17 protein-coding genes are annotated in these 24,810 nt (G+C 73.1%); 13 read left to right on the top strand and 4 right to left on the bottom strand.

Annotated features, from left to right (window positions below):
• Nucleotides 1-113: 113 nt before the first annotated feature.
• The 5 genes from ACFYT4_RS01820 (at nt 114) to fxsT (ending at nt 8,772) form a co-directional block, all read left to right on the top strand.
• Complete coding sequence (locus ACFYT4_RS01820; protein ID WP_389264211.1) at nt 114-461, top strand: CU044_2847 family protein; 348 nt, start codon at nt 114-116, stop codon at nt 459-461.
• Nucleotides 462-897: 436 nt separating this feature from the next.
• On the top strand, nt 898-1,692 hold the full coding sequence (locus ACFYT4_RS01815; RefSeq protein WP_389264209.1) for a trypsin-like peptidase domain-containing protein: 795 nt from the start codon (nt 898-900) through the stop codon (nt 1,690-1,692).
• Nucleotides 1,689-3,182: a hypothetical protein gene (locus ACFYT4_RS01810; RefSeq protein ID WP_389264207.1), complete on the top strand. Its 1,494-nt coding sequence runs from the start codon at nt 1,689-1,691 to the stop codon at nt 3,180-3,182. Before ACFYT4_RS01815 ends, ACFYT4_RS01810 begins: the two co-directional genes overlap by 4 nt.
• Before the next feature lie 23 nt (nt 3,183-3,205).
• A complete protein-coding gene (locus tag ACFYT4_RS01805; RefSeq protein WP_389264268.1) occupies nt 3,206-4,276 on the top strand; it encodes an AAA family ATPase in 1,071 nt (356 codons plus the stop codon).
• Complete coding sequence (gene fxsT, locus ACFYT4_RS01800; protein WP_389264205.1) at nt 4,231-8,772, top strand: FxSxx-COOH system tetratricopeptide repeat protein; 4,542 nt, start codon at nt 4,231-4,233, stop codon at nt 8,770-8,772. Before ACFYT4_RS01805 ends, fxsT begins: the two co-directional genes overlap by 46 nt.
• Here the strand turns inward: fxsT and ACFYT4_RS01795 are convergent.
• Together ACFYT4_RS01795 and ACFYT4_RS01790 are read right to left on the bottom strand one after the other, a co-directional pair.
• The gene (locus ACFYT4_RS01795) at nt 8,677-11,061 is read right to left on the bottom strand and encodes an aKG-HExxH-type peptide beta-hydroxylase (RefSeq protein WP_389264203.1); all 2,385 of its coding nucleotides are present in this window, start codon (nt 11,059-11,061) and stop codon (nt 8,677-8,679) included. The genes fxsT and ACFYT4_RS01795 overlap by 96 nt on opposite strands.
• Before the next feature lie 308 nt (nt 11,062-11,369).
• Complete coding sequence (locus ACFYT4_RS01790) at nt 11,370-11,840, bottom strand: MarR family winged helix-turn-helix transcriptional regulator (RefSeq protein ID WP_389264201.1); 471 nt, start codon at nt 11,838-11,840, stop codon at nt 11,370-11,372.
• 59 nt (nt 11,841-11,899) lie between these two features.
• Between ACFYT4_RS01790 and ACFYT4_RS01785 the strand changes: the two genes are divergently transcribed.
• Nucleotides 11,900-12,277, top strand: coding sequence for a cupin domain-containing protein (locus ACFYT4_RS01785; RefSeq protein WP_389264199.1), 378 nt, complete (start codon nt 11,900-11,902; stop codon nt 12,275-12,277).
• A gap of 455 nt (nt 12,278-12,732) precedes the next feature.
• On the opposite strand, the gene ACFYT4_RS01780 is transcribed toward ACFYT4_RS01785, so the two are convergent.
• Nucleotides 12,733-13,296: a MarR family winged helix-turn-helix transcriptional regulator gene (locus tag ACFYT4_RS01780; protein ID WP_389264266.1), complete on the bottom strand. Its 564-nt coding sequence runs from the start codon at nt 13,294-13,296 to the stop codon at nt 12,733-12,735.
• 87 nt (nt 13,297-13,383) lie between these two features.
• On the opposite strand from ACFYT4_RS01780, the gene ACFYT4_RS01775 reads away from it, so the two are divergent.
• A complete protein-coding gene (locus tag ACFYT4_RS01775; RefSeq protein WP_389264198.1) occupies nt 13,384-14,103 on the top strand; it encodes an SDR family NAD(P)-dependent oxidoreductase in 720 nt (239 codons plus the stop codon).
• Nucleotides 14,104-14,385: 282 nt separating this feature from the next.
• Here the strand turns inward: ACFYT4_RS01775 and ACFYT4_RS01770 are convergent, their stop codons facing one another.
• The gene (locus tag ACFYT4_RS01770) at nt 14,386-18,186 is read right to left on the bottom strand and encodes a helix-turn-helix domain-containing protein (RefSeq protein WP_389264196.1); all 3,801 of its coding nucleotides are present in this window, start codon (nt 18,184-18,186) and stop codon (nt 14,386-14,388) included.
• Nucleotides 18,187-18,979: 793 nt separating this feature from the next.
• Here ACFYT4_RS01770 and ACFYT4_RS01765 point away from each other — a divergent pair.
• The 6 genes from ACFYT4_RS01765 to ACFYT4_RS01740 all read left to right on the top strand — a co-directional run bounded on the left by ACFYT4_RS01765 (nt 18,980) and on the right by ACFYT4_RS01740 (nt 24,769).
• Nucleotides 18,980-20,062 carry a helix-turn-helix domain-containing protein gene (locus tag ACFYT4_RS01765; RefSeq protein ID WP_389264195.1) on the top strand — a complete coding sequence of 361 codons (1,083 nt, stop codon included), beginning with the start codon at nt 18,980-18,982 and terminating at the stop codon, nt 20,060-20,062.
• Between the two features lie 359 nt (nt 20,063-20,421).
• Nucleotides 20,422-21,027, top strand: a complete 606-nt coding sequence (locus ACFYT4_RS01760; RefSeq protein ID WP_389264193.1) for an ABC transporter ATP-binding protein — start codon at nt 20,422-20,424, stop codon at nt 21,025-21,027.
• A complete protein-coding gene (locus ACFYT4_RS01755) occupies nt 21,027-21,830 on the top strand; it encodes an ABC transporter permease (protein WP_389264191.1) in 804 nt (267 codons plus the stop codon). The genes ACFYT4_RS01760 and ACFYT4_RS01755 overlap by 1 nt, the downstream gene beginning before the upstream one ends.
• Before the next feature lie 271 nt (nt 21,831-22,101).
• Nucleotides 22,102-22,677 carry a hypothetical protein gene (locus ACFYT4_RS01750; RefSeq protein WP_389264190.1) on the top strand — a complete coding sequence of 192 codons (576 nt, stop codon included), beginning with the start codon at nt 22,102-22,104 and terminating at the stop codon, nt 22,675-22,677.
• Nucleotides 22,674-24,014, top strand: a complete 1,341-nt coding sequence (locus tag ACFYT4_RS01745; protein ID WP_389264188.1) for a peptidoglycan-binding protein — start codon at nt 22,674-22,676, stop codon at nt 24,012-24,014. Before ACFYT4_RS01750 ends, ACFYT4_RS01745 begins: the two co-directional genes overlap by 4 nt.
• A gap of 35 nt (nt 24,015-24,049) precedes the next feature.
• On the top strand, nt 24,050-24,769 hold the full coding sequence (locus ACFYT4_RS01740) for an ABC transporter ATP-binding protein (protein ID WP_389264264.1): 720 nt from the start codon (nt 24,050-24,052) through the stop codon (nt 24,767-24,769).
• The last annotated feature ends 41 nt before the right edge of the window (nt 24,770-24,810 follow it).

The following is a 24,810-nucleotide window of genomic DNA, read 5'->3' as shown; positions in this document are numbered from 1 at the left end:
ACCCCGAGGCGAGAGCACCGCTCTCGTTTCGGAGCTGATGGCTTCTCTGCCCGGGGCCCAGTACCGTCGGGGGCTTGCGTACGCAATGACGCCCAAGGCCCAGGGGGAGCCCGATGGTTGAGCTGATCCGCTTTCGTACCGAGGACGGCGGCGAGGCCGTGGTCGAGATCGCCGACGACGAACCCGGGGTGGTCTCCGTCTCCCGGGTCGGCGACGCGATCGCCGAGGCCACCGGCTCGCTGGAAGCCGGGCTCGATCGCGTCCGCGCCGTCGCCCGGACCACTCTCGACCGGCTCGTGGCGATGCCCGAGCCGCCGGAGGAGGTCACCGTGGAGTTCGGCGTCCGCTTCAACGCGAAGGCGGGCGCGGTGATCGCCCACACCGAAGCGGAGGGTCATCTCAAGGTTTCCATGGTCTGGCGGCGCCACTCGGGGGGTGCGCCGGAGCAGACGGCCCCGTGAAATCCCGTTTCCGCTCGTACACTGGACACAGCGAGTGTGGGCACGGTGACTCTCGGGGGAGACGATCTTCGTGGGGCCGGAACGAGGCCAGGTGCGGGTGCTGTCCCCGGACGGCACATTATGGGGAGCCGGCGTCCTGGTGGCCGCCGGGGGAAGGACGGCCTGCGTCCTCACATGCGCGCATGTGGTGACCGCGGCCCACCCGGGGGCCGCAATTCACTGGCTGGCGACTGCTCCTGACGGTCCGCCAGCGGAAGCATCCCCTCCGGACCAACCGGGACCGTCAGGGCCGCCGGGGCCGTCGGGACCGACACCCGCCTCGTACGCCTCACACGCACCGCACCCCCCGGAAACCCCTCACCCCCCTCACACCCCTCACACCCCCACCCTCCTGGTCGACCTTCCCGGCCGCAGCTGGTCGGCGCCCGCCCGCCCGGTGCCCGGTGCCTGGTCCCCCGCGCCGCCGCTGAACGGCACCGATCCCGGTGCGGCGCTGGACGGCAGCGCCGACTTCGCCGTCCTGGCGCTCGACGCCGGGCACCCCGGATTCCCGCGCGGCTGCGGCCCGTTGCCGCTCGCCCGCTGCGGCACTCCGGAGGGACAGCCGGTCGCGGTCATCGGATATCCGCGCGGCGCCCCCGCCGGACTGATCGCCACCGCGCGGCTCACCGGGGGCGGCGGCCCCTGCCCCGACTGGGTGCAGCTCGACGGTCTGCAGACCACCGGCGCCGCCGTGGAGCGCGGCTTCAGCGGCGCGGCCGTGTGGGACCCGGCCCGTCGGCGGGTCATCGGGCTGGTGACCAGCGCGTACACCGACCGGACGGCCAAGGTCGCCTGGATGCTCCCGGTCGAGGCGGCCGTACGACTGTGGCAGCCGCTCGCGGGAGCCGTCCGGGCGCCCGCCCGGCGCCCCTGCACTCCCCCGCCGCTGGAGCGGCAGTACGAACTCGCCGACGCGCTGCTGGACATCCCGCAGATCGGGTACGACTCCGGGCGCACCCTGCGCGACGCGCTCCCGCCCGCCGTCCGCCGCAACATCCGTGACCACGCCTGGCCGCGCCAGCAGCTCCAGGCCGTCGTCGAGGGCTGCACGGACCAGCCGGACGGCTGCCCGGCACTGCGGTCGGCCGTGCTCACCCTGGGCGGCGGCTCGTCCTCCGCGCTCCGGGCGGTGGCCCTCCTCGACGGCATCTGCTGCGCCGGCGGCCCCGGATCGGAGGACGGTGCATGACGATCGCCCACCGCGTACTGCCGAGGTTCCTGATCGACGCCGTGGCGGACGTCGACTGCCTCCAGGACACGAGGACGCTGCGACAGGTGGTGGAACGGCTGGGCGACCAGGCGCGCGGGGCGCTGGACACGGGGGGCGGGTCACGGCGCGGGGTGATCGTGGAGCTGATGGAGGAGCTGTGCGTACGGCCCGCCGGGCTGGCGCAGCTGGTCGAGGCACTGGAGATGCGGGAGGGCAACTCGTCCGCGATCCGCAGGCTGAAGGCGGCCACCGCCGCCTGGGAGGTCGATCTCTTCGACGACGAGGAGTGGGACGAGGTCTTCGGGCTCCTGGACGGGGTGCGGATCCCCGACCTCCAGCGGCGCTACTCCCTCTTTCTGCACGGGCTGGGTCTGCTCGCCGCGCCGTTCCCCTGCGTGGAGCCCTGGGCGGTGTTCCTGCATGCGGCGACCCTGAACGCCCGGCCCGGCGAACCGCTGCCCTGCTTCCAGGTGCTGCAGCGGCTGCTGGCCCTGGGAGCCGAAGGCGAGCAGCAGATCCGGATCATCGAGTGGGCGCGGGACCATGAGCCGTACCGCGCCGACCAAGGACCGTCCGAGCCGCCCGAGCCGTCCGAGCCGCCCGCGGAGAAGTCCCCGGCCCGGGAACGGACCGATGTCTGGAGCCCTGCGGACTACCTCATCATCCGGCTCCATCGACTGCTCGACGCCTCGGGGGGCAGGGATATGCTCCTCTCCCACTGGTGGCGGGTCCACCCGGGGGAGCAGCTCCGGGGCGAGGACCGCCGGATCGGTCTGAGCGACGCCGAGAGGGAGGTGCGGGCCCTGGTGCGGCAGGCGGAGAGCGAGTGGGCGTACTTCCTCAAATCGGATCTTGCGTTGGAGTTTTTCCTTCCTCAAGATCTCCTCAACCTCGGTGTGGAACGATGGCGCAAAGCTTCGTTCCAAGGGGTGGGCGCCGTGCTCGGGGAGGACCATCAGGTCGTCGTACGCAGTCTCGACCGACTCAACCGCCGTGACATGCACGGACGTTGGGGAGAACGTTGGGACTCGTTCGCCGACGGCCGCGCCGGTCGGGTCCACTGGTTTCCCGAGGACGGCAGGACCCGGGTGCACCCGGGTCCGCAGCCCGCGGTCGTGGTGCTGAGCGGACCGCCCGGCGGCCCGCGTGAGGGGCGGGCGGCAAAGGCCGATCCGGACGAGCTGAGCGAGGCACTGCGCGACGGTGTTCCGGTGGCCCTGTGGGACCGCAGGGAGGGAAGCGACCCGTTGTTCCGGGACGCGCTGCGCTCCCTGCTGGACCGTCACGATCCACGGGAATTACCGGCCGTCGTCAAGGCGTTGCGCATTGCGTGCAACGGACGCGATCCTGAAGGCGACGTGATGATCGGCCGTTATGTCGCTCTGCTGTGGGACGACCCGAACCGGATGCCGGCAGCGCTTGCGGGCACCCCGTCGGCTCTGCCCACTGATGGGGAGGAGGGCCCTTGACGCTTCCCGACGACATCCCCGTCATGGACGGCGGACCGGGCTCCGCCGCCAACCGCTGGTGGATCTACCGGGGTACGGGCGAGCCGCTGCGCGACACCACGCTGGGCGAGCTGCTTCCGGAGCCTCCGCCCTGGCGCCGGTTCGACGGCGGACCGCTGCTCCAGGCCCCGCCGGGTGACGACGCGGAGATCGAGCGCCGTCTCGGCGCCGCTCCCCCGGCCCCCGGGCTCACCGGTGTCGCCCAGACCGAGGCGGACATGGTCAACGCGGCACTGCTGCTGCGCCGTCCGCTCCTGGTCAGCGGCCGTCCGGGCACCGGCAAGTCCTCCCTGGCGCACCGCGTCGCCCGGGAGTTACGTCTCGGCCGGGTGCTGCGCTGGCACATCACGAGCCGGTCGACGCTCCAGCGCGGACTGTACGAGTACGACGCGATCGGCCGGGTCCAGGACGCGGCGGCCACCCGGGCGGCGGCGGGCGACGCCGCCGGGGAGCAGGCCGAGCCCGACATCGGCGCGTACATCCAGCTCGGGCCGCTCGGTACGGCGCTGCTGCCGTACGGGGAGCCGCGGGTGCTCCTGATCGACGAGCTCGACAAGAGCGACCTCGATCTGGCGAACGATCTCCTCGGCGTGTTCGAAGAGGGTTCCTTCCAGATACCGGAGCTGCGGCGCGCCCGGCGCAGGCACCCCACCGCGACGGTGCTGACCGACGACCCCGGCGGCGAGGCGGAGATCACGGGGGGATCGGTCACCTGCCACGCCTTCCCGCTCATCGTGATGACGTCCAACAGCGAGCGCGAGTTTCCGCCGGCGTTTCTGCGCCGCTGTCTGCTGCTGGAGATACCGGAGCCCGGCGCCGACGAACTCGCCGCGGTCGTGGCGGCGCACCTCGGGCACGACACCTCCGACCAGTGGCGTGACGAACTCATCTCACGCTTCCTGGAACGCAGCCGCGAGCGCGGCGGGCTCTCCGTCGACCAGCTGCTGAACGCCCTCTATCTGACGACCGGGCAGCGAGGCCCCGCACTGGCCGAACTGGCCGAGAAGTTGTGGCACCACCTGAACGGGAGCGGGCCCGGAACGAGGACAGGATGACCGGGCGGGCACAAGGCCCGTCGCCGCAGGTGTCCCAGTGGGAACTGCTGGACGCGCTGTATCTGGCGGCCTGCCAGGACGCGGCGGCGCCCTTCCCGTACCGCGACTGGCTGCCGGGGCGGTCCGGCACGGGCTCCCCCGGCTCCCGGCCCGCACGGAACACGGCCGACCGGGCTCCCCGCGACGACGGCCCCGACCACCCCGGCGACCCGGACACCCCCGGGGCCCCCGACGGCTCCGCTCCCGACGGCGACGGCAGCAACGGCGGTGACCGCGACCTCGGCGGTGACGGCACGACCCGGGCCACCGGGAGCGCCGGAGGCCGGGACGCCTCCCCCAACGGGCACGTCCCGCCGGACCGCTCGCCGGAACACGACGACGACCGCGGCCCTGACCCGGGCGGCGCACCGGCGGACCTGCCCGGGCCCGCCCGGGCCGCGTCACCGTTCGACCCGGGCGCCGAGCCCTTCGCCGCGCCGGCGGGCGGGGCCTGGCCGGTGTTCCCGCGGCAGAAGGGCGAGGGGACCGGTGTCTGGCCCGCCGCCCCGGCCCTGCCCCACCGGCTGGCGCTGGCCCGGTCGCTGCGCCCGCTGCGGCTGTACCGCCCCCGGCCCGATCTGCTCGAACTCGACGAGGACGGCACCGCGGAGCGCGCCGCCGCCGACGGGCTGTGGCTGCCGGTCTGCCGTACCGCCGAGGACCGGCGGCTGGACCTGACCCTGCTGGTGGACACCCATCCGTCCCTGTCGATCTGGCAGGACACGGTCCGTCAGCTGCGGGAGCTGCTGGAGCAGACGGCGGCGTTCCGCGCCCTGCGGTCGGCCCCGCTGGACCTCTCGGCCCGGGGAGCGGGGCGGCACGGCTCCCGGCGTCCGGCGGACTCCGGCGGAGGCCCCGACACCCTGGTGCTGGTGGTCACCGACGGGGTCGCGCCGGCCTGGCGCGACGGCACCGCGGCCTCCCGGCTGCACGCCCTGGCCCGGTCGTCGCCGGTGGCCGTGCTGAGCGTGCTGCCGCAGGAACTGTGGGAGTTCACCCTCCCCACGGCCGTACGGGCCGGGCTCGTCGTCCCCCGGACCGCCGCGCCCAACCGGCTGATCGGGATCGAGCACGTCTCCTTCTCCTCGGCGGGATTCGGGGAAGCGCCCCCGGCCGCCCCGAAGGGCGCGGTGGCGGTCCCGGTCGTGGAGCTGAGTCCGGGTTCGCTCGACCGCTGGGCCCGTCTGGTGGCCTCCCCCGGGGGACGGCACCGGGTGGCGGCGCTGCTCACCGGCGCGGGCGGCGATCTCGGGGCCCGCTCCCCGGCGCCGGAGGCACTCCCGGGGCCCCTGCCGGGACGCGCCCGGGAGACGGTACGCCGTTTCATGGCCGAGGCGTCCCCCATGGCGTTCGCGCTGGCCCGCAGACTGGCGGCGGCTCCGCTGAATCTGCCCGTCATGCGTCTGGTCCAGCGCACACTGCCCGGCGCGGAGTCCTGGAATCTCGCCGAGATCATGCTGTTCGGTCTGCTGCGGCGCACCCACCCCGGCGATGACGTGGAGGACGCCCAGCGGGTGTCGTTCGACTTCGCCGAGGGCATCCGGGAGGAGTTGCTCGGACTGGGCACGCGCGCCGAGACGATGGGTGTGCTGCGCCAGGTGGCCGCGCATCTGGGCCCCCGGCTGGCGTCGTCGGTGGCGGGCGGCGATGCTTTGGTTGCCTGGCAGGCCGACGCGGCCGACCCGCCGCTCGACGACCGCACCCGCCCCTTCCTCCGGCCGCTGCGGACGGCACTGGGCGCGCTCTCGGGGCCGTACCAGGCGCGCGCGAACCGTTTGCAGCAACTCCTCCACCCCGAGCGCAGTACGCCACTCCCACCCGACCCACCAGGACGTATGACACAGGGTCACCGATCAACTACGGTTGATGCCGAGGTGACACACCTGCGCTTCGATCCCGTGTCTCCCCCAGGAGGTTCCGTGTCCACCGCGTCGCAGTCCGTTTCCGTGACCCAGCAGAGGGGGTCGTCATCCACCCCGCGGCGGATCGGTGCGAATCTCCCCTTGCGGAACAGGAACTTCACCGGCCGTGAAGAGCTTTTGACGAAGTTGCGTCAGCGCCTGGCCACCGGTATAACCACTGCCGTCCTGCCCGAGGCTCTGCACGGCATGGGCGGTGTCGGAAAATCCCAGATCGCAATCGAATACGTGTACCGGCACGGCAAGGATTACGAGCTGATCTGGTGGATTCCGTCCGAACAGACCAATCTGATCGTGCAATCCCTCATCGAACTCGGGGAACAGATGGGATTGCGGGCAGGCGCCGACCGAAGCGCCGTGCCCGCCGTCCTGGAAGCGCTTCGCGTGGGCAATCCCTACTCGAACTGGCTCTTGGTCTTCGACAATGCGGAGAACCCGCACGAGGTCCGGCAGTTCTTCCCGCACGACGGTCCAGGACGCGTGATGGTCACTTCCCGCAACTCACAATGGTCCACGCTGGCCAGTTCACTAGAGGTCGATGTGTTCACACGTACGGAGAGTGTCGCTCTGATCAAGCGACGCAGTCCGCAGATTCCCGATGAGGCCGCCAATCGGCTGGCCGACGCACTCGGCGATCTGCCACTCGCGGTGGAGCAGGCCGCGGTTTGGCTGGCGGAAACGGGGATGCCCGCTCATCAGTATCTGGATCTTTTCGAGACCAAGTGCTCGGAATTGCTGGAGGTCGCTCCCCCCGCGGACTACGACCTCCCGGTCGCCGCGGCCTGGAATGTGTCGCTCGACCGGCTGCGTGACGACCATCCGGCGGCCCTCCAATTGCTCCAGATCTGTGCGTTCTTTGCGCCCGAGCCGATCTCGCGTAATTTCTTCGAGGCGGTACGGGGAGTCGGCGCGCCCGCGGAATTGCGGGCCGCTCTGGACGATCCCATCAAGCTTTCGCAGGCCGTTCGGGAGATCGGCCGCTATGCGCTCGCCCGGATCGACCACCGGAATTCCACCATTCAGGTCCACAGGCTGGTGCAGCGGGTGCTCATCGAACAGATGAACACTCAGGAGCGTGCCGCCATGCGGCACTACGCGCACGAGATCCTCGCCAACGCCGACCCGAGGAACCCGCAGCGCCTGGAGGACTGGCCCCGCTACTCGGCCCTGCTCCCGCATGTGCGGGCCACCCGCATGGTGGAGTGCGAGGACCCGTGGGCCCGTCAGCTCATTCTGAACGAGGCCCACTTCCTGCACGCCCGCAGCGATTTCGCGGAGGCGCTGAACGTCGCGGAGGAAGCGGTCGGGCTGTGGCGGCGGACGCTCGGCGACGACCACGAGCAGGTCATCGCGATGGACCAGGTCCGCGCCCTCGCGCTGCGCTGGCAGAACCGCTACGACGAGGCGTACGAGCTCCAGTCGGAGCTGGTGGAGCGGTGCCGCCGGGTCCTCGGTGAACGCAACGAGGTCACCCAGCGCGCCCTGAGCGTGATGGCGATCCTGCTGCGGCTGCGGGGCGACTTCTACCGGGCCCGCGAGCTGGACCAGCGCGCGTACGAGACGACCCTCCAGGCATTCGGCCCCGACGACCCGGGCACCCTCCAGGCGGCGCACAACTACGCGGTCAGCCTGCGGCTGGCGGCCGACTTCGAAAAGGCGCTGCGGCTCGACGAGGAGACGTACGAACGCCGGGTCGAGGTGCTGGGCGAGGACCACCTCCAGACCCTCAGCAGCCTCTACCAGGTCGCCATCGACCTTCAGGAGCTGGGGCGTTACCACGCCGCCGCGGACCATCTGACGATGCTCAGGGGGCTGAGCCTGGAAAGGCTCGGCGAAGAGCACGACATGTCCGTCCGCATCACCCGCGAGCTGTCGGTGACCCGGCGCAAGCTGGGAGATCACCACGGCGCCCTGAAGCTCTCGTCGAAAGCGCTGGAGCTGCTCCGCGGTACCTCGGGCGAGGACTCGCTGGAGACGGCGCGAGCCGCGCTCAACCACGCCACGGATCTCCGCCAGACCGGCGATCTCACGGCGGCGGCCCAACTGGGCCGCCGGACCATGGAACAGTGCCGTGAGCTGCTGGGCCCGGACCATCCGCACGTCCATGCCACCGCCACCAATCTGGCGGTGACCCTCCGGCTGCTCGGCAGCATCAGCGAGGCCCACGATCTGGACCACGCCGCGGTGGACGGCCTGAGCGGCGTCCTGAGCTCCAACCATCCCCGTACGCTGCTGGCCCGGACCAATCTGGCCAGTGACTACTACGCGGTCGGCCAGTTCCAGGAAGCCTTCGACATGGACACCCGGCTGCTGGAGATCAGCACGGCCGAACGCGGCGAGGCGCATCCCGCGACCCTGGCCATCAAGCTCAATCTCTCGTACGACCTGAAGAGTCTGGGCGAGACGGCGAGGGCTCAGGAGATGCACGCCGAGGCGCTGGCCTCACTCCGCAGGGTCCACGGGCCCGAGCACCAGGCCACCCTGGACGCGGAGAACTTCAAGCGGGCCAACTGCGACATCGACCTGCTGAGCATCTGAGATCCCCCGGGCATCCGGCCCCGGCCGGGCATCCGGCGCGGGGCCCGCGCCCGGTGGCCGGGCCCGGTCCGCCGCACGGCTCCCGCCGTCCGACCGGTCCGCGCCGGAGGCCGGGTCCGGGTCGGGTGGCGGGCCGGTGTCCGGAGTCCGGGCGCCGTCCGGCCTCCGGTCCGTGGCGGGCGTCCCCGGACCGTCCCGCGTCCCTGTGATGTCCGCAGCCGTTCCCGTCTCCGGAACCGTTCCCGGACCCCGGACCCCTCCCGTGTCCGGGGTCCGGCCCCCGTCGCCCCCGGGTGTCCGGTGGGGTGTCGTTCCGGATCCGAGCCAGTCGGCCAGCTCCTGCGGGCCGGGCGGCTCGGATCCGAGCCGGGACAGCGCCCGGTGGAGCGCCAGGACCAGTTCCGGGCGCTCCAGCAGTACGCCGCCCCGGGGTTCACCCGCCAGGCCGACACCTATCCAGGCGGCCGGCAGGGGCTCCTCCCGGGCGGCCGCACGGTAGCGGTGCAGGGCCTCCTTGGTGTCCCCGGCGATCAGTGCGGCGTCGGCGACGGTGGCACCCGCTATCCCGCGGGGGCTGACGGCCCCGGAGTCCAGCTCCGCCCTCACCCGGTCGAACGCCTCCCGGTCGCTGAACCACAGCCGGGCGAGCCAGGTCCGGGCACCGCCCCGGGGTGTCGGCCGGGGTGCGGCCACGCGGACCGGCGGCAGCAGCGGGGGCGGAGGGAGCCCGCTCAGCAGGCGCTGCGCGAGGGTGTCCGCGCCGTGCTCGTCCACCACCAGATGCGCGGCCCGCCAAGTGGCGCGTACGTCCCGGGAGCAGAGCGCGGCCAGTTCCCCCGGGGGCCCGTGGACGGGTTCGGCCCACCACTGCCGTACGGACCGGGTCAGGGTCTCGACGACATGCCCCCCGGCCGCGGTCAGACCCGTCGCCGCGCGCAGGGCGGCCAGGGCGGTCCGCAACTGCCACCGCAGCAGCGCGAACTCGAAGTCCGCCCGCTCCCCGTCGACGGCCCGGCGCCGGTGCCAGAAGGCGGCGACCCCGGCGAAGGCGTGCGCCCCGAAGAGCAGACCGCGCACCGGGCGCGGGTCGTCGCGCCAGGGGGCGAAGTAGGTGGGCTCGGGGCCGTTGCGCGGGGACACGAACAGCGGGGTCAGATCGCCGACGGCCGTCAGCAGCTGGTGGTATGCCTCATGGATGAGGGTGGCCGCCAGGGCGGGGGCGTCGGGAGGCAGGGACAGGGTGATCGAGCCGTAGGCGTCCGGGACGGACGCGCTGATGACGCGCGGCCCGCCGGTTCCCTCGACCGGGACCAGGGCGCGGACCGTCCCGGCCACCGTCCGGTGCGCCAGGGGGTCCCAGCGGCGCAGCAGTGCGCCGGCCTCGGTCAGGAGTGCCCCCCAGCGGGCCGCTTCCCCGCCCGGGAGTTCCTCGGGGTCGCGCAGGGAGCGGAAGTCGCGGTACGGGGACAGATGGTCGAGTACGGCCCCGGAGCCCGCGGGCCCGACCACGGGCAGCGGCGACCAGCCCTCGGCGGGTGACGACAGGTCCTCGGGCATCCGCACGGAGCCGCCGTCCCCGAAGACCACGGTCCCGCCCTGCCCGCACTCGACCCCCACCACCGCCCACTCGCCCCGGCCCACGGTGCCCGTCAGACCGAGGCTGGGTAACCAGAGCCGGCCGCCGCGCGCCGGGACCCGTAAGGAGCAGCGCACACCCGCCCGGATGGCCGCGGCGGCCGCCAGGGAGCCCATGAGGGTCGCCGCCGCCCACGGCGGCGGGTCCGACGGGGCCGTCGCCGCCATCCGGGCGAGCTGCCGCACCTGCTGGAAGGCCCACGCCCCGACGGCGGGATCACGCAGTACCGCCTCCACGGCCGCGGGGTCGTCACGCTGTACGGAGGCGAGCAGTGCCCAGGCCACGGCCGGGCGGGTAGGGGGTGCTCCGTGGTGCCAGGAGCCGTCGTCCGCAGGGCCCGGGTGGCCGATCGCGTGGCCGCCCGGGTGGCCCGGGGGGCTTGAGTGGGCCGAAGGGCCGGCATGAGCCGGGTGACCGGAGTGACGGGGATACGCGGCATGGCCCGGGTGGCTCACGTGCCCCGAGTGGCCGGACGGGGTGGTGTGACCGGAAGGGTCGGACTGGCCGGACAGTTCGAGGACAGCCGTGAGCGCCAGCAGCAGCCGGCTGCGCTGTGCCGACTCCAGCAGCGCCATGTCCGCTTCGTCCGCCTCACCCGCCGCGACGCGCGTCAGCGTACGGAGCGGGACCCGATAGGGCTCAGCGTCGATCAACTGTCACGGACGGGCCTGGGGCGCGCCCCACGGGGCGGCGTCGCACGTCGGGGTGAGGCCGCTCTCGCACAAGGGGGCCGAAGCGTGGGCCAGTTGGCCCTGAAGTGCGGCGAGTGCGTCCGAAAGCCCACTCACCTCTCCGAGTTGGTTCAGGGACACGCCTGACAGATCGATGAGGTCCGACCGCAGGCTCCCGGTGGTTCCCGCCGTGTACACCATGTCTCCATGGTGACTGAAGCTTTCCTCTCGCGGAAGACCCACTCTCGCCGACCGGTTTCGGCCCCCGGGGGCGGCGCGGTGATCACCGGCTAGGACGTGCCGAACCAGCCCGGCGTGTCCAGCAGGAACGGTTCCCCTGGAGTCACCCGGCGCAGGTCGTCCTCGATCTCACGGAGGCGGTCCTCGCCGAGGGTCCGGGCCCAGTCGGCCCGGAGGCGTTCGAAGATGCGCGCCGACAGCGCCAGGCACTCCACACCGCGGCCGGTGAGACGTACGATCTTGCGCCTGGCGTCGTGTGGATCGGTGGCGCGTTCCACGTACCCGAGGCGTTCCAGGGTGTCGATCGTCTTGCCCGCAGCCTGCTTGGAGACCCCGAGCCTGCGGCCGAGATCCGCCGCGGTGGTGCCGTCCGGGCCGATCGCCTGGAAGACGTAACCGTGCATCGGCCGGACGTCGGGGTGTCCCTGGCGGGCGAGTTCCCCATGGAGCTCGTCGACGAGAACGCGAAAGGCGAGGAGCAGCCGAAGCGGCAGTTCGAAACCGCGGGATTCACTTGACACGATCGACAACCACGTTCACCATTTCGACAACCATATTGTCGAGTTTAAGGGATCCCGCGATGTCTGTCATCCGCCATGCCCAGAGCCGCCGTACCGAGACCCCCAATGCCGTCATGACGACGCTCGCCTCGCCGACCCTGGGTGGCGCCGGACAGGCGCTGTGGCGCGTCGACATGCGCCCGGGTGCCGCGGGCCCGCTCCACACGTTCGACGCCGAGCAGGTGTGGACGGTCCTGGACGGCGGGGCGACCGTCGAACTCGACGGCGAGCGGCTCACCGTGCGGCCGGGCGACACGATCGTCATGCCCGCCACGGCGCCACGCCGAGTGCACGCCGACCCGGACGCGGGTTTTGCCGCGATCGTCGCCGCACCGCCGGGCGCGTACGCCGCCGCGCCCGACGGCACGGGCAGGACGGTGCCGCCCTGGACCGTATGACCGCCACACCGCCGGCCCCGGATCCCGGGCGCCGGCACGGCTCGGAGGGGCGGCCCGCCGACACGGGCCGGGAGCACCGGCCTGCCGGGCGCGGGTGCAGACACCGCCGGACGCGCCGGGCCGGGTTATCGGCCCGTCGGTACGGATCCGGGCGCCGGCCCCGGACGCAGCCGAGCGATACGCAGGGAGCACCGCGCAACGGGGCCTCCGCCACCGGGCGACCGCACCGGCCCCGAGGCACAGGTCCACCCCCTGCCGGTGACACGGCCTCCGGCAGCCGGACGCCCGACACCGGACATGAGGGGCATCGGCCATCGGGCGCCGGGCATCCCGCGCCACGCGCCGCCGCCGTACGCCTCCGCCTTGCCGTACGCCGCCCAGCGGCCCGCGTCCCGCCCGCCCCGTACCTCACCCGGACGCCACACCGCACCCGCACGCCACACCACGCCCGCACGTCACTCGTGGCCGACGTGGGTGACGCCGTCGTCCCCGAGACGCCGCTGGACGTCCTCCAGCAGGACGCGGAGCAGTTCCGTGAGAGCGGCCTGCTGCTCGGGCGTGAGCCCGCCGACCAGGTCCGCTTCCCGGTGGAGCACCTGGTCCACCGTCGCCTCGACGAGGTCGTGCCCCGCCTTCGTCAGCGTGACCTGAACCGTCCGGGGGCGGCCCTCGCCGGGCCTGCGGGTCACCAGGCCCTCGCGTTCGGCGCGGGCGACGCGCTGGGAGACGGCGCCCGCCGTCACCAGGGAACGGCGGCCCAGCTCACGGGTGCTCAGGGTGTACGGCTCGCCGCTGCGGCGCAGGACGCTGAGGAGATCGAGGGTGGCGGAGTCCACCCCGGCGCGCGCCAGGACCCTGCGCCGGTCGTCCCCGAAGAGCTTGGCCAGCTGCCAGAGCGGGGTGACGATCCCGATCGAGCCGACCGGGGTGCCGGGGCGCTCGCGCCCCCACGCGGCGGCGATGTCCTGGGCGGGGGATCCGGCCGCCGGGCCGCCCGGGGCCCCGCCATCGGGCGCCATCAGAGGATCTCCTGTCACTGCGACTCCTCCCTCGTGCTACGTTTAGCTCTAAATTTAGACCTTAACGAGAGTCTGGGGGCTCAGCATATGACACGCACCATCCTGATCACCGGTGGCGGTACGGGCATCGGCCGCGCCACCGCCCGGCACTTCGCCGGGCAGGGCGAGACCGTGATCGTCACCGGCCGCCGCGCCGGCCCGCTCGACGACGTGGCGGCGGAGACCGGGGCCCGCACCCTCGTCTGCGACCACACCGACCCCTCGGCGCTCACCGGGCTGCTGTCCGCGCTGCCGCAGCGGATCGACGTACTCGTGAACAACGCGGGCGGAAACACCGACTTCGACGCCGGCGGCGGGACGGACCTGGCCTCCTACGCCCGGGACTTCCGCGCCAACCTGGACGCGAACCTGGTGAGCGCCGCGCTGACCACCAGGGCGCTGGACGGCCGGCTCGCGGCCGGAGGCGCCGTCGTGCACATCGGATCGATCGCCGCCGACCAGGGAGCCGGTTCCTACGGCGCCTCCAAGGCGGGGCTCGCCGCCTGGAACCTCGATCTGGCCCGCCTGCTGGGACCCCGAGACATCACCGCCAACGTCGTGGCGCCCGGGTACGTCGCCGACACCGAGTTCTTCCGGGACCGTCTCCCGGGCGAGCGCCGCGAGCAGCTCGTGGCCGCCACCGCGACGGGCCGCGCGGGCTCACCCCCGGACATCGCGGGCGCGGTCGCCTTCCTCGCGTCCCCCGCGGCCCGTCACATCACCGGGCAGGTGCTCCACGTCAACGGCGGTGCGCACACCACCCGCTGACACCAGGCCACCCGGCCCGTCCACCTGCCCCACCCCTGCGGAAGCCCCGGAAGGCCCGCGCGCGCCAAGGCGAGTGAACCGAAGAGGCGCGCGGGCACCGAAAGGGAGAACGCGCACAGGCCCGCGCCACATCCACAAGCGCGGCCACCGAGCCTTCCGCGAGTGAACCGAAGAGGCGCGCGGGCACCGAAAGGGAGAACGCGCGGAGGCCGCGAGGAACGAGTGGTCGAGCACGATCGACCGTCGGTGGACGCTTGAGCGCCTCGGAGGAGAACCGAGCGCTCAAAAAGCCGAAGAGCGACCGGTGCAGGTGCGGTGGTAGGAGACGTCCGGCAGGAACTGGCGCCATTCGTCCCCGGTCAGATCACGCGCCAGCGCCCCGCACAACTGCCGCTTCGTCACGACCGGATCGGTGTTCCACAGCCGTACCGTCTGGTCGTCCCCCGCGGACGCGAGCGTCCTGCCGTCGGGGCTGAACGCCACCGAGCGCACCCCGCCCACGTGCCCGGTGAGGGTGGCCAGGGGCGTACGCCGGGCGAGATCCCACAGCGTCACCGCGGAGTCCGCGGTGGCGGCGGCCAGGGTGCGGCCGTCCGGGCTGAACGCCACCGCGTAGGCCGGTCCGGTGCGGAGCGCGGCCTGTTGACCCCAACTGTCCACGTCCCACAGCCGTACCGTCTGGTCCAGCCCGGCGGTGGTCAGGGTGCGGCCGTCGGGCGAGAAGGCCACGGACATCACCTCCGCGGTGTGACCGGTCAGCGTGGCGAGCAGCACCCGCCGGCGGACGTCCCACACGGTCGCGGTTCCGTCGTGGTTGGCGGCGGCGATCAGCCGGCTGTCGGGGCTGAAGGCGATCGCGTACACCCCGGTTCCCAACTGGCTGGAGCCGGTGGTGAACTCGCCCTTGCGGACATGGCGCACCGGGTCCCACAGGACGACCCGCTTGTCGACGCTGCTGGTCGCCAGGGTGCGCCCGTCGGGGCTGAAGGCGACATCGGTGAGATGCCGGGCGTGACCGACGAGCTTCACCGGCCGGCCGGGACGGTGGGCGGGCCACAGCAGCAGCGGGTGGTCGACGGGCCGGGGCAGCCGCCCGCCCTTGACCGGAGTCTCCTGCGCCACCCCGGTGGCCGCGGCCAGGGTCCGTCCGTCCGGGCTGAACGCCACCGCGCGCACCGCCCCCGTGCTGCCCGTCAGCATCGTCCGCAGATGGCGCCGGGAGACGTCCCACAGTCCGCCCGCCTTGTCGCGGCCGGCGCTGGCGAGGGTGCGTCCGTCCGGGCTGAAGGCGACCTCGTTCACCCGGCCCGTATGAGCGGTCAGCGGCACCTGCGCGGTGTCCCACAGGGTGATCCGCCCGCTCTCCCCGGCGACGGCGAGCAGAGGGGTGCTCCGGTGGAAGGCGATGGTGTACACAGCGGTGTCGTGCCCGGTGAGGACGGCCCGGCGGGTGCGGTTCACCGGGTCCCAAAGCACCACCGTCTGGTCGTGGCCGCTGGAGGCGAGGGTGCGTCCGTCCGGGCTGAAGGCCACCGTCCGTACCTCGTCGCTGTGTCCGGCGAGGGTGGCGGTCCCCGTACGGCGCCGCACATCCCACAGGCGTACGGTACTGTCCTCGCTGCCGCTGGCGAGCGTACGCCCGTCCGGGCTGAACGCGACCGCGTCGACGGAGTCGGAGTGCCCGGTGAACACGGCGAGCTGACGTCCCGTCGCGGTGCTCCACAGCCGTACGGTACGGTCCACCCCGGACGTGGCCAGCAGCTTCCCGTCCGGGCTGAAGCCCAGCGACCACACCATGCCGGTGTGCCCGGTCAGGACGAGCCGCGGCGCCGCCGGGGACGGGGACCCCGCGCCGGCCCCGATATCCCAGAGCCGCACCTTCCGGTCGTTGCCCGCAGACGCCACCAGCCCGCCGTCCGGGCTGAAGCCGAGCGTTCTGATCTGCCCCTCATGCCCCTTGAGCGTCGCGGCCCTGGTACGGGTGGCGGCATTCCACAGCACCAGCGCGCCGTCGTCGCCGCCCGAGGCGAGGGTCCGTCCGTCCGGGCTGACAGCCACCGCGCGCAGCCAGGTGGAGTGCCCGGTCAACCGGGCCAGCGGGGCACGTCCGCCGGCGTCCCACAGCATCAGCGCCTGGTCCCGGCTGACGCTCGCGAGCACCCCGCCCGGTCCGAACGCCACCTCCGACACCGCGTCCCGGTGCCCCGGCAGCTCGGTACGGTACGCCCTGCGCGCGGACATGCTCAGCAGCGCGCCACGCGCCTCGGGAGTCCGGGCGGCCCGGTACGCCTCCAGGCTCAGCAGCATCGCCGTACCGGGCCGGGCGTCGGCCAGCCCGAGGGACTGCGAGGCCAACTGGCGTGACAGGGCGGTCTGCTGGGCCCGCAGGGCCCGCTGCCGCTGCTGGAGCGCGACCACGCTCACCCCGGTGACCAGGAGCAGCAGCATGGCCAGCCCCGCCGACAGCCAGCGCAGCTGGCGGTTCCGGCGGGCCGCCGCGGCCCGCTCGGCGTCCTCCAGCGCCGTACTGGCCTCCAGGAAGTCCCGTTCGACGGCGTTGAGTTCACCGAGTCGGCCGCCTCGGCCCGCCCACTCGCGCGCCACCGCGAGCCGGGTCCCCCGGTAGAGCACTCCGGCGTCCCGGCCCAGCTCCGCCCAGGCGTCGGCCGCCTCGGTCAGCCGGCGGTGGATGCCCAGCCCCTCCCGGTCCTCGCCGATCCAGCCGCGTAACCGGGGCCAGGCGGAGATCAGGGCTTCGTGGGCGACATCGACGATGTCGCCGTCCAGGGTGATCAGCCGGGCCCGGGCGAGGTGCTCCAGCACGATCGCGATGTCCCGGGGGTCCGTGGCCTCCAGCTCCGCGCGGGCCGCCGAGCGCCGGGTGTCGGGGGTGCCCTGGCCGGGGCTGATCAGGCGGAGCAGGATACGGCGGGCGTGGCGGGCCTGGGCGGGGGTGAGCCGCTTGTAGGCGTGCTCGGCCGTGTCGGCGATGGCGCCGTGCAGTCCGCCGATGGCCTCGTAGGCGCTCAGTGTGAGGGTACGGCCCCGGCGGCGGCGCCAGGTCTCCAGCAGGGCGTGGGACATCAGCGGCAGCGCGCCCGGCTGGCCGTCGGCCTCCTCGACGATACGGGCGGTCAGCTCCCGTTCCACGATGAGCCGCCTGGCCCGTACGGGTCCGGTGATGGCCTGGCGGAGTTCGGCGGGGGTCATCGGACCGATCAGCAGATGCGCCTCGCGGAGGGTTTCGACGAGGGCCGGATAGCCGGTGCAGTGGCCGTAGAAGTCGGCCCGTACGGCGGCGACGATCCGCAGGGAGCTGCCGGGCTCGCACGCGGTCAGGAGCAGTTCGATGAACCGGGCGCGTTCGGCCGGGTCCTGGCACAGGGTGAAGATCTCCTCGAACTGGTCGACGATGACCACGGTGTCCCCCGCCCCGCTCCCGCCGGGCTGCGCCGCCTCCCCCGCTCCCGGGGCCTCCGCGCTGTCGGGGTGCGGGGTGAGGGCCTGGGCGTGGGTGGTGGCGGGCCGGGGCCCGGGAGTGAGCACCCTGACCGCCGCACAGGTCAACTCCACTTCCCCGGAGTCGGGTTGACGCAGGCGCGGGATGAGTCCGGCGCGCAGCAGGGACGACTTGCCGCTGCCGGAGGCGCCGGTGAGCATCACGAACCGCCGGGCCGACAGCAGCCGGACCAGATCGTCGACGAGGTGGTCCCGCCCGAAGAACAGCTCCCGGTCCCCGGGCTCGAACCGGGCCAGCCCCCGGTAGGGGGCGTCCGCCCCTTCCTCGTCGGGGACGACCCGGACGGCCTCCTCCTCCACCGCGCGGGCCGCCTCGTGCCACCGCTTCTCCCATATCTCCGGATCACCCCCGCACGCGGTCACATACGCCAGGGCGGCCGGCATCGAGGGCAGCTGCTCGCCGGCCGCGGCCTGGGACAGGGTGCTGACGGAGTAGTGCGCGCGCCGGGCCATCTCCCGGTAGGTGATCCCTCCCGCGGCCGCGCGCAGCTCCCGCAGTCCGTGCGCGAACCGCTGTACGGGTCCCGCTTCCGGGTCGACCGGCGTCTCAGGACGACCTGCCACTGTCCCACCCCCCTGGAGGGCCCGCGACCTGCGCGAGCCCTGAAACGATCAACTGGTCGATCATTCGACACGTGTTCGCCGGGCCGCGCCAGACATTGTTCGGACAGCTCGGACGCGGGTTCCCGAACAATGCGGCGGGGGCTGGAATCGGTGGTGGGCACCGGGCGGCGGCCACAGCGCCGGTCGCGGTGGCCCGGGGGCGGACCCGGCCCCCAGGAGTGCCTCCCTCCTCGCCCGTACGGCCACGGCCATGCCGTACGGGTGCACACACCGCCCCCGCCCGCCGGCCCCGCCGCCGTCCGCCTGCCCGCGATTCGACCGGATCGGCGCCATGAGGAACCCGCGCCAGGAGGAGGTGAGCGCGGTACGGCGGTGGCGGGTGTCACGACGAAGTGACGGGGGTCCGGGCAGCCGCTTCCGCGAGCCGTCCGGGGCGACCGCGCCCGGCGGGATGCCCGGGCGCCCCACCGGGAGCCGGGGCCGGTGCCGTAAGCGGCGCCGGAGCGGAAGCCGAAGCCGGAACCGGGCCGGAACCGGTGCGGGCCCCGGAAACCGGAGCCGCAGTCAGGGACCCGGACCGGGGACCCGGCCCGCCGTCCCGGAAGACAGGGCGCGGGCGCCGGGAGTCCGGTGCCGGGCCCCGGGACCTCGGACGCGGGGGCCGGTACCGGGCCCGGCGGTACGCCTTCCCCCCGGGCACCCGCCCGGGAGCGTGCCGGACCGGCGGCCGGGAGAGAGCGCCTGTTCCCTTGTTCCGTCGACCGATGCCGCATAGGGGTGTCAGCTCTTGCTCGTGACCGAGTTCCGTACTGATGCACTGGACGCACCGGAACGGCGCGTCGACCAGTTCGAGAAGGCCGTCGGCCAGTGGCATGTGCCCCATCGATTCCGCAGCGGGGAGGACGACTTCGCAGCCGGGATGCGGGTCCTGAGCCTGGGTGACCTCCAGGTCTCCACCCTGACCTATCCCCGCCTGGACGTCGCACGGACCCCCCGGCTGATCCGCCAGTGCGATCCGGAGGTGTTCCACCTCGTGTACATGGTGAAGGGCCACGCGGACATCTTTGCCGCGACGTCCGACAACCGCGTGGAGACCGGCGCTCTGGTGATACTGGACAGCTCCAGCCCGTACCAGGTGCACTGCGCCGACAGCGCCGGAAGCCTCACGTCGATCGTCGCGCAGATACCCCGGTCCATGCTTCCGCTGTCGCCCCGGGCGGTCCGGCGCGCCCTCGGCGTCGCCGTTCCCCTGGACGGGGGTATGGGAGGTGTCCTCTCCCGGTGGCTGACGGATCTCATCGGCCACGCCCACGAGTTCACCCCCGCCGACGTCCCCACGCTGGCCGACATCACCTCCAGTCTGCTGGGCTCGGTGCTCGGCCGGTTCCTGGACGCCGAGGACACCGTGCCCGCGGAGGCCCGGCGACGCGCCCTGCGGAGGAGGATCCGCGACTTCATCCGCCGGAACCTCGGGGACCCCTCGCTGACCCCGACCGCCGTCGCCGCGGCGCACGAAGTCTCCCTGCGCCATCTGCACCAGCTGTTCGCGGCCGACGACATCACCCCGGCCGCCTGGATCCGCCGCCAGCGGCTGGACCGCTGCCGGCGCGATCTCGCCAACCCCCACCTGGTCTCGCGCCCGATCCACTCCATCGCCGCCCGCTGGGGCTTCACCGACCCCGGGCACTTCAGCCGGGTGTTCCGCGCCGCGTACGACCTCACGCCCCGCGACTACCGCTACCGCGCCCTGAACCGCGTACGGGAACAGTCCGTCGGGGTGCGCTGGGGTGCCGCGGGACGGGCCGCCGAGTGGACCGGCTTCGGCCTGCCCGCGGACCCGGGAGTACGCGGGCGGGGCGGCCCGGATGCCGCATGAGGGCCCGTCGGCACCGGACGCCCGGAATGGGGCCCGTACCCGGGTGACCGGAGGACCGGAGCACACGGAGGCGGGCCGCGCACGGGCGGCGCGCTCCGCCCGCCGGCGCCCCGGGGCCGTACGGGCGGGTGCCGCGGGCCCCTTCCCTCATCCGACCGGGTAGCGGAGGCGCGATTCACCCTGCTGCGCAGGGCGCGGTCCCCGCAGAACCGGGCGCTCGGCACCTAGCGTCAGCGCCTGACCGGCGCCTTCGCGGCGACCCGTCGCGGCGGTGACGCCGGTCCCTTGTCCACGAGGCCCTTGGCCACGACGGGCGACACGGTGCCGCTCGAAGGGGCACAGCGACACGAAGGAGCGCGATGGAGGTGCGGTCCCTGCACCACTCCTACGGACGGCGCACAGTGCTGCGCGGCATCGACCTGACGCTCGAACCGGGCACCCTGGCCGGAATCGTGGGCGAGAACGGCTCGGGCAAGACCACGCTGCTGAGGATCCTCTGCGGCGAGCTGCGCCCCGGCAGCGGAACCGTCGTCCACCGAGGCCGGCTGGGGTACTGCCCGCAGGACACCGTCCTCAACGACGCGTTCACGATCCGGCAGCACTTCCGGTTCTTCCAGGAGGCGTACGGCCTGGCGGATCCGAGCCGCGCGGAGGAGATCATGGAGATCCTGAGGTTCACCGAGTTCGCGGACGAACGCCCCCGCACCCTCAGCGGCGGCACCCGGCAGAAGCTGAACCTCACCCTGGCCCTGATGCACGATCCCCGGGTGCTGCTGCTCGACGAGCCGTACCAGGGTTTCGACTGGGAGACCTATCTGCGGTTCTGGGACCTCGCCGCCCGCTTGCGCGACGCGGGCCGATCGGTGCTCATCGTCTCCCACCTGGCCTACGACACCGGGCGCCTGGACCGCTTGTGGCGGCTGGCGGACGGCGTGCTCCACCCGGTCACGAGGGCCACCGACTGATGCGTACCCTCGTCCTGTTCGCCACCGCCGCGCGGTTCGCCCTCCTGGAGCACGCCCGGAACCGGTTCGCGCTGGTATTGGCGGGTGTGTTCGTGCCCCTGTGGCTCTCACTGGCGTATGTGACCGTGCCCGGCACCCCGGCACACTTCAGCCTCCGTTCCGTGGGCGAGGTCAGGGCGGACCACGGCAACGAGGTCATCCAGATGATCGCCGCCCTCAACGCCGTCACGCTGATCACCGGGTTCATGATGTTCGCCGCCACCTTCAGCAGCGGCCGCTTCGACCGCCGGCTGGCCATGGCGGGCTACCCCCGCACGCAGCTGGCCGTGGCGAAGCTGGCCGCACTCACCCTCATCTCCACCGCCGTGGCCGCGTACGCGACGCTGATCGTCAGCCTCTACTGGTCACCCGGGCAGCCGGTCCACCTCGCGCTCGCCTTCTTCGGCGCCGCCATGACCTACGGCGTTCTCGGCGTCACCTTCGGATCGGTGCTGCGCCGGGAGGTCGAGGGAATGGTCGCCGTCGCGATGATCAGCGGCATCGACATCGGTCTGCAGAATCCCCTCTACAGCTCCGGGGCACAGAGCGATCTCGTGCGGTTCATGCCGGCGTTCGGCGCCCTCCAGTCGGCCGGGGCGGCCGCGTTCTCCACGTCCTGGGACCCCCTGTATCCGGCGATCCAGTGGCTGTGGTTCACCGGGGCCGCGCTCCTGGCCCTGCTGACCTTCCACCGCCGCACCCGCAGCGCCCTCCCGCGCTCCGGCCGAACGGCTCCCGAAGCGGCGCCGCAGAGGAGCCCGTGACGAGCCCGGAGTGCGCCGGTCCCTGACCGGCGCCTGACGTTCCACGGTCCGGAACGAGGGGTCCGGAACGAGGGCCGCCGCTCTGCCCCCGGCGCCCGCGGATGCCTGGAGTACCCCTGTTCCCGGCACACCGCGGTACGGCCCGGTGCCCGTACCCGGCGCACCGCGATACGGCCTGCCCGGCCGGGGGGACACGGGAGATGTCCGGGCGCTGTGGGGACGCCCGTTTCTGTGTCCGCCGTGTGACCGCCCGCGCCGTAGAACTTGAGCCATGTTCCGCATACAGAAGCGAGCCACCGCACAGGCTCTTCTCGCAGCGTCCGTTCTCCTCGCAGGTGCCCTCCTGTCGGGCTGCTCCGGCTCCGACGACCCCGACGTCGCGTCGCCCGGCGACAGCGCCACCGGTTCCGATTCCGCGTCCCCCACCGGTGCCTTCGAGCAGGGACTGGCGTACTCGAAGTGCATGCGCGACAACGGGGTGCCCAAGTTCCCCGACCCGCAGCAGGACGGCGGAGGCGTCAGGCTGACCCCGGGGCAGGGCGTCGACATGAACTCCCCGGCGTACAAATCGGCGCAGGAGTCCTGCCGGGACAAGGCCCCGCAGGGCCAGGGCGGCGGCAGGGGCGCCCCTCTCGACTCCGCCAAGGTCTCGGCCTGGGCGAAGTGCCTGCGGGAGAACGGGCTCACCAAGTTCCCCGACCCGGAGATCAACGGCAGCAACATGAACATCGACATCGAGGGCTCCGGTATCACCCCGGGCGGCCCGGAGTTCACCAAGGCCATGAGCGCCTGCCAGAGCAAGTACCCCGGCGGCGGCATGATGATGGGCGGCGGAGGAAGCCAGTGACCACCCCGGAAGAGACCGAAGCGTCGGCCGTGCGCGGTGGGACCTCCGAAGCCCGGGAACCCCACACCTCCGGCGAACCGCCGGAAACGCCGGCCGGGCCGCACGACGCGGCCGGCGGCGAAAAGCCGCCCGCGGACGGGACACCGCCGGTCGGCAGGCGCAGGCGCCGTCCGCTCCGCACCTCGCTGATCGTGCTCGCCGCGATCGCCGTCGCCGTGGCGGCCGGCCTCGCCGGCACGGGGGTCCTCGGCGGGAGCGGCACCGAATCCGCGGACACCGCCCCCTCCGGGCCGCCGGCGACGGCGACCGTGAAGCGGACGACGCTCAACGACAGCGAGACCGTGGACGGCAGTCTCGGCTACGGCGACGCGATCGCCGTACAGGCCCCGCCCGCGCCGTCCGGCGCGTCCGCGCAGAGCGGGCAGCCGGCAGGGAGCGGTGGCTCCGGCGGGAGCGAGGGCAACAACCTCATCACCTGGCTGCCCGAGGAGGGAAAGGTCATCAAACGGGGTGAGACCGTCTACAGCGTCGACCAGCAGAAGGTCCCGCTGCTGTACGGGTCCTTCCCCTTCTACCGCACGCTCAAGGAGGGCAGCGAAGGCGGTGACGTGAGGATCCTGGAGAAGAACCTCCAGGACCTCGGCTACACCGGATTCACCGTCGACGACGAGTACACCTCCGGCACGGCCGACGCCGTGAAGGAGTGGCAGGACGACATGAACCGCGAGGAGACCGGCAGTGTACGGCCCGGGGACGCCGTCGTGGCCTCCGGTGCCCGCCGCGTCGCGGAGGTGAAGACCGCTCCCGGCGCGGTGCTGAGCGGAAGCCCGTTCTCCTGGACCGGAACCGAGCGGATCATCGTCGTCGATCTGGATGTGCAGTACGAGGATCTCGTCAAGAAGGGCACCAAGGCCACGGTCCGGCTGCCGGACGACACCACGGTCGACGCCGAGGTGACGGACATCGGCACACCCTCCACCTCCGCGGGCGGCGACTCTCCCGGCGGCTCCGGCGACTCCGGCTCCGGCTCCGGGGAATCCGGCGGCAGCGAGGACGCCACCCTGCCCGTCGAGCTGACGGTGAAGAACCAGAAGGGGCTCGGCCGCTACCAGGCCGCCACCGTCGAGGTCACCCTGAGGGCGGAGACCCGCGAGAACGTGCTCACGGTCCCGGTCAACGCCCTGGTGGCGCAGAGCGGAGGCGGCTACGCCGTGGAGGTCGTCACCGCGGAGGGCACCGAACAGCGGCCGGTCGAGCTCGGCATGTTCGCGGACGGCATGGTGGAGGTGTCCGGAAACGGCATCGAGGAAGGCGCCGTCGTGGGGGTTCCCCGGTGACCTCACCCACCCTCGCGACCCCCGCGGCCCGGCCGGTGGTCGAGCTGACCGGGGTGTCCAGGACCTACGGGGGCGTGGCCGCCCTGCGCGACGCGGACCTGCTCATCCGGCGAGGTGAGCTGCTGGCCGTCGTCGGCCCCTCGGGGTCGGGCAAGTCCACGATGCTCAACATCATGGGCACCCTGGACCGTCCGTCGGCCGGACGGGTGCACATCGACGGGCACGACGTGGCGAGACTGAGCGACCGTGAACTGTCCGCGCTGCGGGCCGGGACCATCGGCTTCGTCTTCCAGCAGTTCCATCTGGCCTCAGGGGTGCCGGCGCTGGACAGTGTGGCGGACGGGCTGCTCTACAGCGGCAGACCGCGCGGCGAGCGGCGGCGGCTGGCCGAGCGGGCGCTGCGCCGCGTCGGCCTCGGCCACCGGCTCCACCACGAGCCGCACCAGCTCTCCGGCGGTGAGAAGCAGCGGGTGGCCATCGCCCGGGCGGTGCTCGGCGACCCCCCTCTGCTGCTGGCCGACGAACCGACCGGCGCCCTGGACTCGCGGTCCGGCGCGGTGGTGATCGAGCTGCTGTACGAGCTGCACGAGGCCGGAACGACGGTGGTGGTCATCACCCACGACCGGGACATCGCCGCCTCCCTCCCCCGGGAGGTGCGGCTTCGGGACGGCCGTATCGAGCACGACTCCGCCGGCGCCTCCGGCGCACAGTCCACGTCGTCCACGTCCCAGGTCCCCGAGGAGGCCGTACGGTGATCGCGACCAGGGAGTCGGCACCACCGGGCGGTTCCGCGCCT

The organism is Streptomyces sp. NPDC004609, from assembly GCF_042873655.1.
Lineage (GTDB): Bacteria > Actinomycetota > Actinomycetes > Streptomycetales > Streptomycetaceae > Streptomyces.
This window is presented reverse-complemented; position numbering and strand designations above follow the sequence as displayed.